This window comes from Marinimicrobium koreense (assembly GCF_003762925.1).
GTDB classification, from domain to species: Bacteria; Pseudomonadota; Gammaproteobacteria; order Pseudomonadales; family Cellvibrionaceae; genus Marinimicrobium; species Marinimicrobium koreense.
This window is the reverse complement of the sequence record NZ_RJUK01000001.1, coordinates 1,459,995-1,473,539: the sequence shown is the minus strand read 5'-3', so window position 1 is coordinate 1,473,539 and position 13,545 is coordinate 1,459,995. Positions and strand designations below refer to the sequence as shown.

At 59.8% G+C, this 13,545-nt stretch carries 15 protein-coding genes; 6 read left to right on the top strand and 9 right to left on the bottom strand.

Annotated features, from left to right (window positions below; translation table 11 throughout):
- Positions 1 to 4 precede the first annotated feature (4 nt).
- Positions 5 to 1,021, top strand: coding sequence for a zinc-binding metallopeptidase family protein (locus tag EDC38_RS06450; protein ID WP_123637793.1), 1,017 nt, complete (start codon positions 5 to 7; stop codon positions 1,019 to 1,021).
- Here EDC38_RS06450 and EDC38_RS06445 read toward each other — a convergent pair.
- Positions 975 to 1,721 (bottom strand): proteasome-type protease, encoded by a 747-nt coding sequence (locus tag EDC38_RS06445; protein WP_123637792.1) that lies wholly within the window; start codon positions 1,719 to 1,721, stop codon positions 975 to 977. The two genes, EDC38_RS06450 and EDC38_RS06445, sit on opposite strands and share 47 nt — an antisense overlap.
- A gap of 339 nt (positions 1,722 to 2,060) precedes the next feature.
- Between EDC38_RS06445 and EDC38_RS06440 the strand changes: the two genes are divergently transcribed.
- The 3 genes from EDC38_RS06440 to djlA are packed head-to-tail and all read left to right on the top strand — an operon-like array spanning position 2,061 to position 5,171.
- Entirely contained in the window at positions 2,061 to 2,672 is a 612-nt protein-coding gene (locus EDC38_RS06440; protein WP_123637791.1) for a hypothetical protein, read from the top strand.
- 34 nt (positions 2,673 to 2,706) lie between these two features.
- Positions 2,707 to 4,329 (top strand): protein adenylyltransferase SelO, encoded by a 1,623-nt coding sequence (locus EDC38_RS06435; protein ID WP_123637790.1) that lies wholly within the window; start codon positions 2,707 to 2,709, stop codon positions 4,327 to 4,329.
- 35 nt (positions 4,330 to 4,364) lie between these two features.
- Positions 4,365 to 5,171 carry a co-chaperone DjlA gene (djlA, locus tag EDC38_RS06430; RefSeq protein ID WP_246004425.1) on the top strand — a complete coding sequence of 269 codons (807 nt, stop codon included), beginning with the start codon at positions 4,365 to 4,367 and terminating at the stop codon, positions 5,169 to 5,171.
- Here the strand turns inward: djlA and EDC38_RS06425 are convergent.
- From EDC38_RS06425 to fnr, 7 genes are all read right to left on the bottom strand, one after another.
- A complete protein-coding gene (locus EDC38_RS06425) occupies positions 5,146 to 5,904 on the bottom strand; it encodes a lipoprotein intramolecular transacylase Lit (RefSeq protein WP_123637789.1) in 759 nt (252 codons plus the stop codon). The two genes, djlA and EDC38_RS06425, sit on opposite strands and share 26 nt — an antisense overlap.
- A gap of 59 nt (positions 5,905 to 5,963) precedes the next feature.
- Entirely contained in the window at positions 5,964 to 7,181 is a 1,218-nt protein-coding gene (locus EDC38_RS06420; RefSeq protein ID WP_123637788.1) for an MFS transporter, read from the bottom strand.
- 33 nt (positions 7,182 to 7,214) lie between these two features.
- Positions 7,215 to 8,345 carry a succinyl-diaminopimelate desuccinylase gene (dapE, locus tag EDC38_RS06415; RefSeq protein WP_123637787.1) on the bottom strand — a complete coding sequence of 377 codons (1,131 nt, stop codon included), beginning with the start codon at positions 8,343 to 8,345 and terminating at the stop codon, positions 7,215 to 7,217.
- Positions 8,346 to 8,502: 157 nt separating this feature from the next.
- On the bottom strand, positions 8,503 to 9,537 hold the full coding sequence (gene dapD / locus EDC38_RS06410; RefSeq protein WP_123637786.1) for a 2,3,4,5-tetrahydropyridine-2,6-dicarboxylate N-succinyltransferase: 1,035 nt from the start codon (positions 9,535 to 9,537) through the stop codon (positions 8,503 to 8,505).
- 70 nt (positions 9,538 to 9,607) lie between these two features.
- A complete protein-coding gene (locus tag EDC38_RS06405) occupies positions 9,608 to 9,958 on the bottom strand; it encodes an ArsC family reductase (protein ID WP_123637785.1) in 351 nt (116 codons plus the stop codon).
- Positions 9,959 to 10,031: 73 nt separating this feature from the next.
- Positions 10,032 to 10,625 carry a DUF4202 domain-containing protein gene (locus tag EDC38_RS06400; protein WP_123637784.1) on the bottom strand — a complete coding sequence of 198 codons (594 nt, stop codon included), beginning with the start codon at positions 10,623 to 10,625 and terminating at the stop codon, positions 10,032 to 10,034.
- A gap of 39 nt (positions 10,626 to 10,664) precedes the next feature.
- Positions 10,665 to 11,405, bottom strand: coding sequence for a fumarate/nitrate reduction transcriptional regulator Fnr (gene fnr / locus EDC38_RS06395; RefSeq protein WP_246004352.1), 741 nt, complete (start codon positions 11,403 to 11,405; stop codon positions 10,665 to 10,667).
- A 311-nt stretch (positions 11,406 to 11,716) separates the two neighbouring features.
- On the opposite strand from fnr, the gene EDC38_RS06390 reads away from it, so the two are divergent.
- Complete coding sequence (locus EDC38_RS06390) at positions 11,717 to 11,923, top strand: cold-shock protein (protein WP_024460685.1); 207 nt, start codon at positions 11,717 to 11,719, stop codon at positions 11,921 to 11,923.
- Positions 11,924 to 12,003: 80 nt separating this feature from the next.
- Here EDC38_RS06390 and EDC38_RS06385 read toward each other — a convergent pair whose 3' ends face one another.
- Complete coding sequence (locus tag EDC38_RS06385) at positions 12,004 to 12,816, bottom strand: glutaminyl-peptide cyclotransferase (protein ID WP_170162865.1); 813 nt, start codon at positions 12,814 to 12,816, stop codon at positions 12,004 to 12,006.
- A 52-nt stretch (positions 12,817 to 12,868) separates the two neighbouring features.
- On the opposite strand from EDC38_RS06385, the gene EDC38_RS06380 reads away from it, so the two are divergent.
- On the top strand, positions 12,869 to 13,522 hold the full coding sequence (locus tag EDC38_RS06380) for a DUF502 domain-containing protein (RefSeq protein WP_123637781.1): 654 nt from the start codon (positions 12,869 to 12,871) through the stop codon (positions 13,520 to 13,522).
- Positions 13,523 to 13,545 lie beyond the last annotated feature (23 nt).

The following is a 13,545-nucleotide window of genomic DNA, read 5'->3' as shown; positions in this document are numbered from 1 at the left end:
CCCTATGAAAGACTTCAAGTGCACCTGCGGCCAGCGCGTTTTCTTTGATAATAGCGAGTGCCTGAACTGCGGGCGCCTGCTGCGGTTTGATCCCGAGCGGCAGGATATGGTGGCGCTGATCCGCGAAGCCGACGGAGTGTTGGTGAGTGCCTCGGGCGAACGCTTTCACGACTGTCGCAATCACATCGAATATCAGAGCTGCAACTGGGTGCTGCCCGCCGGTGATCGTCACCGCTACTGTCGGTCCTGTCGATTGAACAAGATCGTACCGCACCTGGAACGCCCCGGGAATGTGCGCCACTGGGCCAAGCTGGAATCGGCCAAACGCCATCTGATGTACACCCTGATGCAGCTCGGGCTGCCGGTGCAGGGGCGTCATGAGGCGCCCAAAATCGGCCTGCAGTTCGCGTTCCTGGAGGACAGCCGCTCCAACGCCAATGTGCGTGAATCCTATGTGGCCACCGGCCACGCCATGGGGTTGATCACCCTGAACCTGGCCGAGGCGGACGATGCCTACCGGGAGCGGATTCGCCAGCAACTGGGGGAGTACTACCGGACCCTTCTCGGGCACTTTCGCCACGAGAGCGGTCACTATTACTACGACCTGCTGGTGCGGGGGACGGCCTGGGAGCAGGAGGTGATCGAGGTGTTTGGCAATCCCCACGTGGATTATCAGCAAGCGCTGAAAAGCCATTATAAGCAGGGGGGCAACCCGAATTGGCAGGGTACCCACATCAGCGCCTATGCCTGTTCACACCCGCTGGAGGATTGGGCCGAAACCTGGGCGCACTACCTGCACATGTGGGATACCCTGGACACCGCCCGGGCCTTTGGCTCCGCCCCCGTGGTGGCGACGGATTCGGTGGACGAGCTGGTCCAGAGCTGGGTGGAATTGACCGTGGTGCTCAACGCCCTGAATCGCAGCATGGGCCTGCCGGACGCCTATCCGTTCGTGCTGACCGACTCAGTGATCGCTAAGCTTCGTGTGATTCATCGGGTGATTGCGGCTGCCAGTCAATAGGCGGCAGTTGAACGAATGCCTCCACCAGGCGCGCATCCCAGGCTTTTTTCAGTTCCCGCAGATACTCATCGTCTTCATCGAAGCGGTTATGCTGACCGGTGAAGGAGTCCTTCTCGTAGCGCAGCAGCTCGATGGGAGGCCCCACCGTCAGGTTACTGCGCATGGTGGAGTCCATGGAGACCAGGGCGCACAGAGCGCTGGTGTCCAGGTCGGTCTTGGCGGTCAGGATACGGTCCAGAATCGGTTTGCCGTACTTGCTTTCCCCGATCTGCAGATAGCGGGTGTCTTTCGACGTGGTGATATGGTTGCCCGCCGGATACACCATCATCACCCGGGGCTTCTCGCCCTGGATCTGCCCGCCGATGATAAAGCTCGCCTCAAAGTTGGCGCTGGTGTTATCGGAGTGTTTTTCCTGCTGGGCGCGATTGACCTCACCCAGATATTCGGCGGCGTCGCTCATGGACTCAACCGTTTTCAGGCTCTGTTCGGCACCATCCTTTATGTCCCGCTTCAAGCGGGAAATCACTGCTTGGGTGGTGCCCAGGTTCCCGGCGGAGAGCACCACAAACTGACGTTCGCCCTCAATTCCGAAGCGGTACATCTTGCTGTAGGTGCTCACCTGGTCGACCCCGGCGTTGGTGCGTGAATCCGAACAGAACACCAATCCGTTCTCGACGTTGATGGCCAGGCAGTAGGTCATAGTTGGGCTCGCCCAGTAACTCAAAGGGCGCCTAGGTTAAGAGCAGTCATCCGGAGCGTCAAGGAGCGGGTGACCGAAGGGGTGGGTAACCGCTGTCAATTTGCCCGACGAGGCCCCGGATTCAGTGGTCCGACGCAGGTTTTGACGGGGAGGGTTTTGTCGAAGCGCTTTACAGGATTGGCGCCAAAAGCATTGTCGGAGGATGGGTGTTTGCGCGAAAAAATTTAACCTATTGTTTTTAAAGGGTTTTTTAATTCTGGCTCTTTCGTTGCATTAAATGCCATATTGGGATGGCGCTTAAACCCACCAAATATTGGCATATGACACGGATCTGGAATTATGAAAGACGGAATTCATTTCACACAGCGCTGGCTAAAGGGCCTCGCTATAGCTCTGCTGCTTGGCGCACCCCTGGCAAGCGCGGATCTGATTACCTTTGATGATCTGGACCCCTCAGAAGGCAGTGTGTCCGAACAAAGCTATGCGGGGTTCAACTGGGACAGTCGCTGGGGGCTGGGCGACTCCGGTATGTCGGGGTTCGGCGATGCGGCGCACAGTGGTAGCCAGTTTCTGTTCAATCAGGGGTTCGAAAGTAACCTGGAAATTACCCGCGATAATCCCTTTGATTTTATGGGGGCCTATTTCGCGTCGACCAGCAATTACAACAACATGTCGTTCTGGATTACCCTGGTGGCTTATGATGGTCAGGGCAATAAGGTCGGCGAGCTGGTCGACGCGCAGATCAACCCGGACTTCGAAAACCAGCCGCTCTGGATTGCGGCTGACTTTACCAATGTTTCCAGGCTGGTCGTTGACGCTGCCGGTGGCATCTTCGCCATGGACAGCCTGCAGTTCCAGGATACAGCCGTTTCGGTTAACGAGGCTGGTGGCTTCGTCTTGCTGCTGATCGGTCTCGGTGGCCTCTGGGCGGCCCGTCGCCGCGTCCATTAACCCCCGCGATGGGGCCAGATGATATACTGGCCCCATGACCGATACCTCCTCTTCATTTCGTCACCTTCCCCAATTCGATAACCGCTGGTTGAGGGCCTTGCCGGCCGACCCGGTGGCGGACAATGTGCCGCGCCCGGTGACCGGCGCCAGCTACAGCTGGGTTGCCCCGCGACGGGCCAGTAAACCGACTCTGGTTGCCTACGCCCGCGAAGTGGCCGATACGCTCGGGTTCCTGCCTGAAGACTGTGACAGCCAGGCGTTTGCCGAGGTGTTTGCCGGCAACGCGCTGTTGCCCGGTATGGAACCGCACTCCACCGTCTACGGTGGTCACCAGTTTGGTCACTGGGCCGGGCAGTTGGGTGATGGCCGGGCCATCAATCTGGGCGAGGTTCTGAACGAGGCGGGTGAGCACTGGACCCTGCAACTCAAGGGCGCCGGGCGCACGCCCTATTCCCGGGGCGCCGATGGTCTGGCGGTGCTGCGCTCCTCGGTGCGTGAGTTTCTCTGCAGTGAAGCCATGCACCATCTGGGCGTCCCGACCACCCGGGCACTGAGCCTGGTACTCACTGGCGATAAGGTTGAACGGGACATGTTCTACGACGGCAACGTCCAGTGGGAGCCCGGAGCGGTGGTCTGCCGTGTGGCCCCATCGTTTACCCGCTTCGGCCACTTTCAGCTGCATGCGGCCCGCGGGGAGCATGAGCTGCTCCAGCAATTGCTCGACGTGACGATACAGACTGACTTCCCTCACCTCGGCGCGCCGGGCCGTGACACCTACCTGCGATGGCTGGAAGAGGTGGCGGTGCGCACCGCCGAGATGGTGGCCCACTGGATGCGGGTGGGGTTTGTCCATGGCGTGATGAACACCGACAATCTGTCGGTACTGGGGCTGACCATCGACTATGGCCCCTATGGCTGGCTCGAAGGCTACGACCCGGACTGGACTCCCAACACCACCGACGCCCAGGGGCGTCGCTATCGATTCGGCGCTCAACCCCAGGTGGCACTGTGGAATCTCGCTCAGCTGGCCAATGCCATTCATCCGCTGATTGGCGAGGTAGAGCCCCTGCAGGCGGTGCTGGATGTCTATCGCGAGGAATATCAGCGCTGCTGGCAGCGGGATATGACTGCGAAGCTGGGCCTGAGCCGCTGGGAAGACGGGGATTCGGTGCTGGTGTCTGAACTGCAGCAGGTATTGCAGAGCGCCGAAATCGATATGACGATTTTCTTCCGCCGCTTGGCGGATTTCCATCCGGATGGCGAAACTCCCGGAGAAGAGGCGGACAGCGCTCAGCTGCTGGAGCCGGTCTTGGAAGCCTACTACCAGCCACCGACCTTCGAAGCCGAGCACACCATGGCCGAATGGTTGCGTCGCTATCGGGACCGGTTGATTCAGGACCGGGTGCTGCACGGTACCGAAGACGCTCAGCGGCGGGCCCTGATGAACCGCACCAACCCCAAGTACGTGCTGCGCAACTACATGGCCCAGCAGGCCATTGATCGGGCCGAAGCGGGGGATTTCAGTGAAATTCATCGGCTGCAGGAACTTCTGCGTCGACCCTACGACGAACAGCCAGAGAACGCCGCTTACTTTGCCCGCCGGCCCGAGTGGGCCCGGCGCAAGGCGGGCTGCTCCATGCTCTCCTGCAGCTCCTGATGATCTGAACAGTTAAAGGAAACGATCTATTTATGATGATTCTCGGAAAACTCATTGGCGGTGTGCTTGGCTGGTTTATGGGTGGCCCCTTGTTGGCTCTGCTGGGCTTGGTGGTGGGCCACCTTTTCGATAAGGGGTACAACCAGATTCAGGCGGAGGGCTCGCCCGAGCGGCGTCGGGAAATCGAACAGACTTTCTTCGAGACGGTGTTTCGCCTGCTGGGCCACCTGGCAAAGGCCGACGGTCGGGTGTCCGAATCCGAAATCAAGCAGACCGAAGCCTACATGAACGAGATGGGGCTTACCCCGGAGCATCGCCAGCAGGCGATCGCCTTGTTCAAGGAAGGCGTGGCGACGGAGTTTGACCCCGATGCCCAGGTGGCCCGGTTCCGGGAGGTCTGTGGCCGTCGCGCCAATCTGGTGCGGATGCTGCTGATCTACCTGGTCAACATTGCCCTGGCCGACGGCGAGCTGGATGAGCAGGAAGTCCAGGTGCTGCGTCAGATTGCCCTCGGGTTGGGCCTGTCCAGCGCCATGTTTGAGCAGTTGCTGCGGATGATCCAGGCCCAGAACAGCTTCAGTGGCCAGCAGCGCTATCAGGGTGGGGCCAGCGGACCGTCAGCCCGGGACCGGCTCAGGCAGGCCTATGATGCCTTGGGTGTCTCTCCCGAGGCGAGTGATGCCGAGGTGAAGAAAGCCTATCGGAAGTTGATGAGTGAGTATCACCCGGACAAGTTGATCGGGCAGGGGGTACCGGAGGACATGATCAAGGAGGCCACCGAGCGCTCCCAGGAAATCCGTACCGCCTATGATCTGATCAAGGAAGAGCGCGCCCGCGCCTGAAACCGCGCAGCAATAGCGCCCCGGACAGGGCCCAGAGAATCAGGGTCAGTAGCAGCAGGAGTGCGCCGATAAAACCGAACAGGTCCGGCGCCTTCATCAGTGTGGTCATCAGGGAGTCCTGGTAGTAGAAAAACCAGGGATGATCCTCGGGGAAGGCGTATTCGTGCAGCCAATAGAAGACCTTCACCGGGCCGATCACCCAGAGTGCGACACCGCCAACCGCCAGGCTGGCACCGGTCACCCACAATACCTTCCGCGGCCTGGGTGGTGTCAGCTGGCGCTGGCGCGCGTAGAGCACCAATACGACCAGTAATACCGCCGCCGTCAGGCCCGCCAGATAGTAGTGATCCACCAGCCGAGCCACATCCTGAAGGTGAATGACTTCGGGGAGGCGCATCAGCGTGGTGCTTTGGCCGTTGGGCAGGGTGTACTGAATCTCCGCCAGACCCTCGCCACTGCTCTGAATGCTGCGGGTGATTTCGCCGAACAGGCGCACATGCTCTTCCTGTGATGTCTCGCCAAACCCGGTTTTGTACCGGTTTTCCGGTCCGAAACGCTCGATGTGCTGATCAATTTCCAGGAGCGGGTAGGCCAGGGAAAACCCGAAGTCCACTTGAGCAAGCAGGTGCCAGGCCAGCAGACTGGCGGCCAGAAAGTGGCTGACAAACAGAAGTGGCCACAGCGCCAACCGGTTGAACCAGTGGCTGGATTGATGAAGCAGTGATGTCAGCATGGGCCTTCCTTTATTCGTGGAGGACCCATGATGCCAAGAGTCGAGAGATCCGGAAAGTCTTACTGTTTTGTCTGCTGCGGCTTATAGGAAAACTGCACCAGAATCAGGGCGGCAATGAGTACCCAGCCGGTGCCGCTGAAAATCTGAAGGGCGGTCAGATCCCGGTCGATCAGCACTCCGAACAGAAAGGGTGAGATGGCGGTAGAGATGATCATCAGGGAGCTCATCAGGGAGCGGATGGAGCCGAGCTTGGCAGTACCGTACACCTCGGCCCAGAGCGCGCCCCCCACGGGACTGCCGGAGCCAATGGTCATGGCCAACAGCATCATGAACGGCGGCGCCACCCAGTTGCCTTCCAGGTATGCCAGGACAAATACCGCCCCGGTCAGCGGGACCAGGACGAAACGCAGTACCGTCTGGGCGCTGAAGCGGTCAATCAGAATGCCGGTGACCAGTTGCGCCACCCAGTGGGTGACACCATAGATGATGAAGCAACTGGCCAGCCAGGCGGCCGACCAGTCTTTCTCGGCCAGAATAAAACCCTGCTGGATGAAAATGCCGGTCACCATAAACGGACCGCCCAGCACCGTGGGCAGAGCCAGCCAGAACCGGTAATCCTTGAGCATGTCCCGGCGTCCGGCGCTGCGTTTGAGTACCTCAGCGTCCGCGGTGGCGGGGCGGCTGCGGGTATCCACCGGGGCCTGCTTGAGCAGCCAGAGCATCAGGGGAATGTAAACCACTACGGTCAGCAGGGCGATGACGCCCCAGCTGCCCCGCCAGCCGATCAGGGTAATCAGCGCCACCGCCGCAATGGGAAGAATCACCTCGCCGACCGGTACGCCGCTGGCCGATACGCTCAGTGCCTTGCCCCGGTCCCGGTCGAAATAGCGCGCCATGGTGGTCTGTGCGGTGTGGGGCAGCAGCCCCTGGCCGCAAAAACGCAGCAGAAACAGGCCGAGCAGCAACAGCAACGGGTGATAGGCCAGCGCCATCACGATGCCCGCGAGCGTGAGCCCGACGGCGGAGAGGGAGGCAAAGAAACGCAACGGCAGCCGGTCAATCAGCCCCCCGAACACCATGATCAGCAGGCCGCTGGTCAGTGTGGCAATGGAATACAGGGACCCGTACCGACCGGCGGACAGCCCCAGAGACTCCTGAATGGGCGTACCGTACCAGCTGATGAAAAACGACTGCCCGAAGTTACCCCAGAAAATACTGATAAACCCAAACGCCAACAGTGGCCAGGACTGGGCGATAAAACGAAAATAATTCTGCACAGTACCCTCTCGGTCTCCAGCAGGTGATCGACTTTAGCGGATGAGCAACCGTTTGAGCGTGCTCTGATAGAGCGCGGTCAGGGTGTCCAGATCTTCCGCTTTAACACACTCGTCCACCTTGTGAATGGTGTCATTGCGCGGACCGAGTTCGACCACCTGGGCCCCGGTAGGTGCGATAAAACGCCCATCCGAGGTGCCGCCGGCGGTGGAGAGTATCGGCTTCTGCCCGGTGTGCTGTTCTACCGCTTTGACGACGGCGTCGACCAGCTCGCCCTCGGCGGTCAGGAAGGGTTGACCACTGAGTTTCCAGTCGAGCTCGTAATCCAGTTGGTGTTTATTCAGGATCGTTTCGGTGCGTTCACGCAACTGCGTTTCGGTCACTTCCGTGGAAAAGCGGAAATTGAACACCACTTCGACGTCGCCGGGGATCACATTGGTGGCCCCGGTGCCGCCGTTGATATTGGAAATCTGGAAGCTGGTGGCGGGAAAGAATTCGTTGCCCTGATCCCACTCCTGTGCCGCCAGCTCGGCGAGCGCCGGGGCGGCTTTGTGAATCGGGTTGTCGGCCAGGTGAGGGTAGGCCACATGCCCCTGAACGCCTTTGACTCGCAGGATGCCACCAAGGGAACCCCGGCGACCGTTCTTGATCACATCGCCCACCCGGTCGGTACTGGAGGGCTCACCCACGATGCACCAGTCGATTTTCTCCTGGCGGGCTTCCAGCCACTCCACCACTTTCACAGTGCCGTTCACCGAGGGGCCTTCCTCATCGCTGGTGATCAGAAAACCGATCCGGCCCTGATGATCTGGATGCTCTGCCACAAATTGCTCGCAGGCCACAACCATGGAGGCCAGAGAGCCTTTCATATCCGCCGCGCCCCGACCGTACAGCATGCCGTTTTCGATCACCGGTTCGAACGGGGGGTGTTGCCACTGACCCTCCGGGCCGGTGGGCACCACATCGGTGTGCCCGGCAAAGGCCAGCAGTGGCCCGTCGGTGCCCCGGGTGGCCCAGAAGTTGTCCACCTCTTCAAACCGCAACCGTTCCACCTGAAAGCCGATGGCCTCCAGGCGCTGGATCATCAGGTCCTGACAGCCGGCGTCGTCGGGGGTGACCGAGCGACGGCGGATCAGGTCGTGGGCGAGTTGGAGTGTGGGGGTCATAGCAGGTCTCTTGGGGTGTCGGCGGATGCGGCTTTTGGGAACGGCGGATGCGGCCTTTGGCCTCCGAGGCGTCGGACCGATCCGCCCCACGGATATTGCCGTGGTTTGCGTAGGGCGGATAAGCGCTTTGCGCGCATCCGCCGTAACCTAACCTAACTTAATTGTTAACGTGCAACGACTCGTTCAACTGCACCGCGGTCTTGTTGGTCACACATTCGACCCGACCGGTCAGGGAGTTGCGACGGAACAACAGGCCGGACTGGTTGGCCAGTTCCCGGGCTTTGACGGTGTTCACCTCATTGCCCTGATCGTCCAGGACTACCACCTTGGTGCCCGCGGTGATGTACAGACCGGATTCGATGGTGCAGCGATCGCCCAACGGAATGCCCGTGCCGGCATTGGCGCCCAACAGGCACTCCTTGCCGATGGAAATGATGATGTTGCCGCCGCCGGACAGGGTGCCCATGGTCGAGCTGCCGCCGCCGAGATCGGAGCCGGACTCGACAAACACGCCAGCGGAGATACGACCTTCGATCATGCCGGGGCCGGCAGTGCCCGCATTAAAGTTCACAAAGCCTTCGTGCATGATGGTGGTACCTTCACCCAGGTAGGCACCCAGGCGAACCCGGGCGGTGTGGGCAATCCGCACGCCTTTGGGCACCACGTAATTGGTCATTTTCGGGAACTTGTCCACGCAGGCCACTTCCAGCAGATCACCAGCCAAGCGGGCCTGGAGTTGACGCTCCGGCAGTTCGTCCAGATCCACCGCGCCCTGATTGGTCCAGGCAACGTTGGGCAGGCAACCAAACAGACCGGTCAGGTCGGTACCGTGAGGTTTGACCAGTCGATGGGAAATCAGGTGCAGCTTCAGGTAACCCTCGGGCACCGACTTCGGCGCGCTGTCTTCGGCCAGCAGCGTCGCGACCAGCGGACGCTTGCTGTGAATGAAGGAGCGGGCAATGGCCGCCTGGGCATCGTCTCCGGCCTGCTCAAGCGCCTCAGCCAGGCCCTGCATCTTGTCGACGTCCAGCTCGATCACTTGGTTGCCGCCCTGATAGTTCAGCGCCTGGGCCACGGCGGAAGCGGTGGCCTCGGCCGGGTTGAGCAGAGGCTGAGGGTAGAAAACTTCCAACCACTCGTTGTTCAGATTCTGGGTGCCGACACCAAGGCCGAGGCTGTACAGTTGAGTCATGGTCATGTCCTGTGGGTCATTACGTTAATACGGAAATTGAAAGAAACGCGATGCAGTGCGAGAGGCCCGCTCAGTGGGCCAACCAGGCGGTGTAATCGTCTGCCTTGAACCCCACGTGGCGGGCATCCCCGGTATCAAGCAGCGGACGCTTGATCAGGGTGGGGTTCTCGAGAATCACCGCAGCCGCATTGTCAGCGGTCATTTGCTCCCGGGTGGCTTCGTCCAGCGCTTTCCAGCTGGTACTGCGTTTGTTCACCAGGTCCATTCCCAGCTCGCTCAGCCAGCCGGTGACTTGGGCTTCGGTCAGCCCGTCGGAGCGTAGATCGTGAAACCGGTAGTCCACGCCCTGGTCGTCCAGCCAACGGCGGGCTTTCTTGACGGTGTCGCAGTTTTTGATGCCGTAGAGGGTAATCGCTGCCATGAAATGTTCACCGGTTTTGCAAAACCGGCAATTGTAGCAAATTTTAAGGTGGGTTTGGCGGGGTTGCGGCCTTTTATGCACCCAGCGCCTTGTGAATCAGACGCCCCATCGGCTCCGACAACGGCAGCTTCAGTGCCGCCTCATGGCCCTTCTCCGACATCTTGTTCCAGGTCTTCTGGATGATATCGATCAGCTTTTCCTCATTGTGCTTCTGGGCGAAGTCTTCCAGGTAGTGACTGAGAAAAACCAGGCAGATCACATCCTCCAGAGTCTGCACCTCCGGATCGCGCTTGAGGTTGCGTTTGATCAGCATATCCTGCACCCGGCGGATGGTCTCTTCATCGTAGCCGTGCTCAGCCATGATCTGACCGGCCACCCGGCCGTGGTGCAGGGCGAGCTGGCTGCGCCACTTTTTATAACCGGCCCGGCCGTCGGGGTAGTCGCTGCGTGGACTCTCCCAGCGGCGAATGTGCTGGCAGCGCGCGGCCAGTTGCAGGGGTTCCGAAGCATCCGGACAGAAGACGTTGAGAGTTTCGGTCATGCGTCGGCCGTACAGCCACTCTTTGGGGTGGCTCTCCCCCTGATCCGTTTCCCGGTTCGGGTCTTCGGCGTTGGCGGCGTCGAACGCGGCCAGAGTCTGATCGAGTCGGGTCTGTGAATCGGGCATGGGGCGAGTCAGTCCTGTGGGGTTGATCGGCAAACGGTGTCAGTGGCGCTGGCTGGCCAGTTGGCGCAGTTGCTCCATATCCAGAATATGGATTTCTTTTTTGTCGACAGACAGCACTTTCTGCTGCTGCAGGCGACTGAACACCCGGCTGATGGTCTCGATGGTCAGCCCGAGAAAGTTACCAATATCCGTTCGTGACATGGGCAGTCGGAAGGCGGTGGGCGACAGCTTGCGGCGCTGATGGCGGCTGGAGAGACTCAGCAGCAGGGTGGCTACCCGCTCTTCAGCGCTGCTTTTGCTCAGCAGGCTGATCAGCTGCTGATCCTGGGTGATCTCCCGGCTGAGCAGTTGAAAGACATTGCGCTGCAGAGAAGGGATTTTGAGGCTCAAATCCTCCACCTGTTCAAAGGGGATTTCACAGATGGACGAGGTTTCCAGCGCGACCACGGTGTTGGTATACCGGTTATCGGCGATGCCGTCGAGGCCCACCAGTTCGCCGGGCAAGTAGAAGCCGGTGACCTGTTCTTCACCCTGTTCGTTGAGGGTGGAGGCCTTGACCGCACCGGAGCGGATTGCGAACAAGGCGTCGAACGGGTCTTCGGCTCGATAGAGATGTTCGCCCTTGTGAAGGGGGCGGCCGCGTTGGACGATCCGGTTGAGCTGATCGACGTCATCCAGATGCAGGCTCAGCGGCAGGCACAGAGTGTTCAGACGACAGGTGCCGCAGGAGGTCTGGGGGTCGTGGCTGCAGTTGGTTTCAGAGGTGCTGATCCGGATCATGGCATCTTCCATAAAGGTCGTGAGGCTATTGTTGCAGCTTTGTCTGGCAGGGTAAAGGTGTTGCACCGGTGGGCTCTTTACAGGGGCTCTGCAACGAGTATATAGTCATTTTTGCTGGCCAATCGCCGCATTATTTATGGTTACACCGTCGTACTAACAAGGTCGTCTTGTACACGCTTCAGGCCTGTTTTTAGCACCACGTTTTGTCAGTCATAAGTAAGTGAACTGTGCCAGCGGGTTGTCCCGCGTTCGGAGTCATGTGGTACCGGTGCGGATTTCATTCGACTCAGCAAAACGTTAAGGTTAAAACTATGTCCAGAAGTACAGGTGTTGTTAAGTGGTTCAACGAATCCAAAGGTTTTGGTTTTATTGAGCAGGAAGGCGGCCAGGATGTGTTTGTGCACTACAGTGCTATCACCGGTACCGGCTTCAAGACGTTGGCAGAAGGCCAGCGCGTGGAATTTGATGTGAAAGACGGCCAGAAAGGCCCTCAGGCGGATAATGTCGTTGGGCTCTGAGCTCACCGATGACGCCGTATAAGAAAGCCGCGCAGAATGTGCGGCTTTTTTTATACGCGGCTTTCCGCGGTTTGGGACCACTAGGGCTCGGGACTCAAGGAGAGCCGATAAAGTGTAGGCCACAGCTTTCCCGTCACCCAGAACTGGTTATGCTCGGCGTCGTAGGCGATACCGTTGAGCACTGCTCCGGACGTCTCGGGCTGCGCTGTGCGTACCAGCTCGGCCAGATCCAGAGAGCCGATCACCCGGCCATTGTCGGGATCAATCTGGATCAGGCGATCTGAATACCAGATATTGGCCCAGATGGCGCCATCGACGTATTCCAGTTCATTCAGGCGTGTGACTGCCTTGCCGTTTTCGGTAACGGTGATTTGACGTTGTACGCTGAAGTCCTCTGGTGCATGGAAATAAAGCTGGGCGCTGCCGTCGGAGCGGATCAGGTGTTCGCCGTCATTGGTCAGGCCCCACCCCTCGCCGGAATAGCTCATCTCTCGCAGAGGTTCAAGTGTGCCCGCGTCGTAAACCAGTAGTGTTTTTTCCCGCCAGGTCAGCAGGTAGAGTTCATTGTTCAGTTCCGTCAGCCCTTCGGCAAAGTAGCGTGCGGCCAGAGGCCGTTCACGCTCGACCTGCCGACCGTTGTCCTGATAGATGACCAGGCGAGATTGGCCGTATTGGCCCCCGCTTTCATAGAACCGTGAACCACGCTTGAGTAATCCCTGGGTAAACAGGGTGGGGTCGTGGGGTTGCTCTGCCTCGATCTGGAACTGGTACTGAACAATGTCGCGAGGGCCGGTGTCGGCGCAGGCGACCAGGGACATCATCAGACCGGTAAGCCACAGCATCTGGCCGCACCCGCGGATGAGCGTGTTGAAAGCACCGGAAGATTGTGTCATAAGCGTGGTCCTGGACAGTGAGGGCTCTATGGTAATCAACGGGAAGGCATTTATGAAACGTTGGCAGTCGTTTGTGGGATTGACGCTACTGGGTGGCTTGATGGTGGCGCTGCCCATTGCGATCTTCATCTTTATCCTGCAGTGGCTGCTGGGGCTGGTGACCGCCGTGATTGCCCCGATCAGCGCCTGGCTGGCCAGTTGGGCGCCATTGGCCGAGCAGGTGGCCGACCTGCTCGGCATCGTGTTGGTGCTGGGCGCCTTTTTCCTGATCGGCCTGGCGGTCAAAACCAGCATTGGCCGCTGGATACACAACCGGGTGGATCAGTGGCTCACGCGCTTTGCACCCGGTTACAGCACCATCCGGGAAGTGGTCATGCAGTTTCTCGGCGGTGAAAACAATACCTCGCTACTGCGTGGCCAGGTGTGCCGCGCCTACATCATGGGGCGTCAGAACCCGGTGTCGGTGACCGCCATTGTGACGGCGCGGCACAGCAATGGCGATTGCACCGTGTATGTGCCGACGGCGCCGATTCCTTCGTCGGGGTTTGTCTATCACCTGACCGAAGACTGTGTGGAGTTGCTGCCACACATCAGTGTCGAGGCGGCCATGCGCACGGTAATTTCCTGTGGTAGCGGCTCCCAGATCATCAGTGACCCGCCGGAGCCCGCCCCCGAGCAGCCAGCGGCGTCCACTGACCAGCCTTGAGTCCCGCTTTCGGTGAGCTGAAG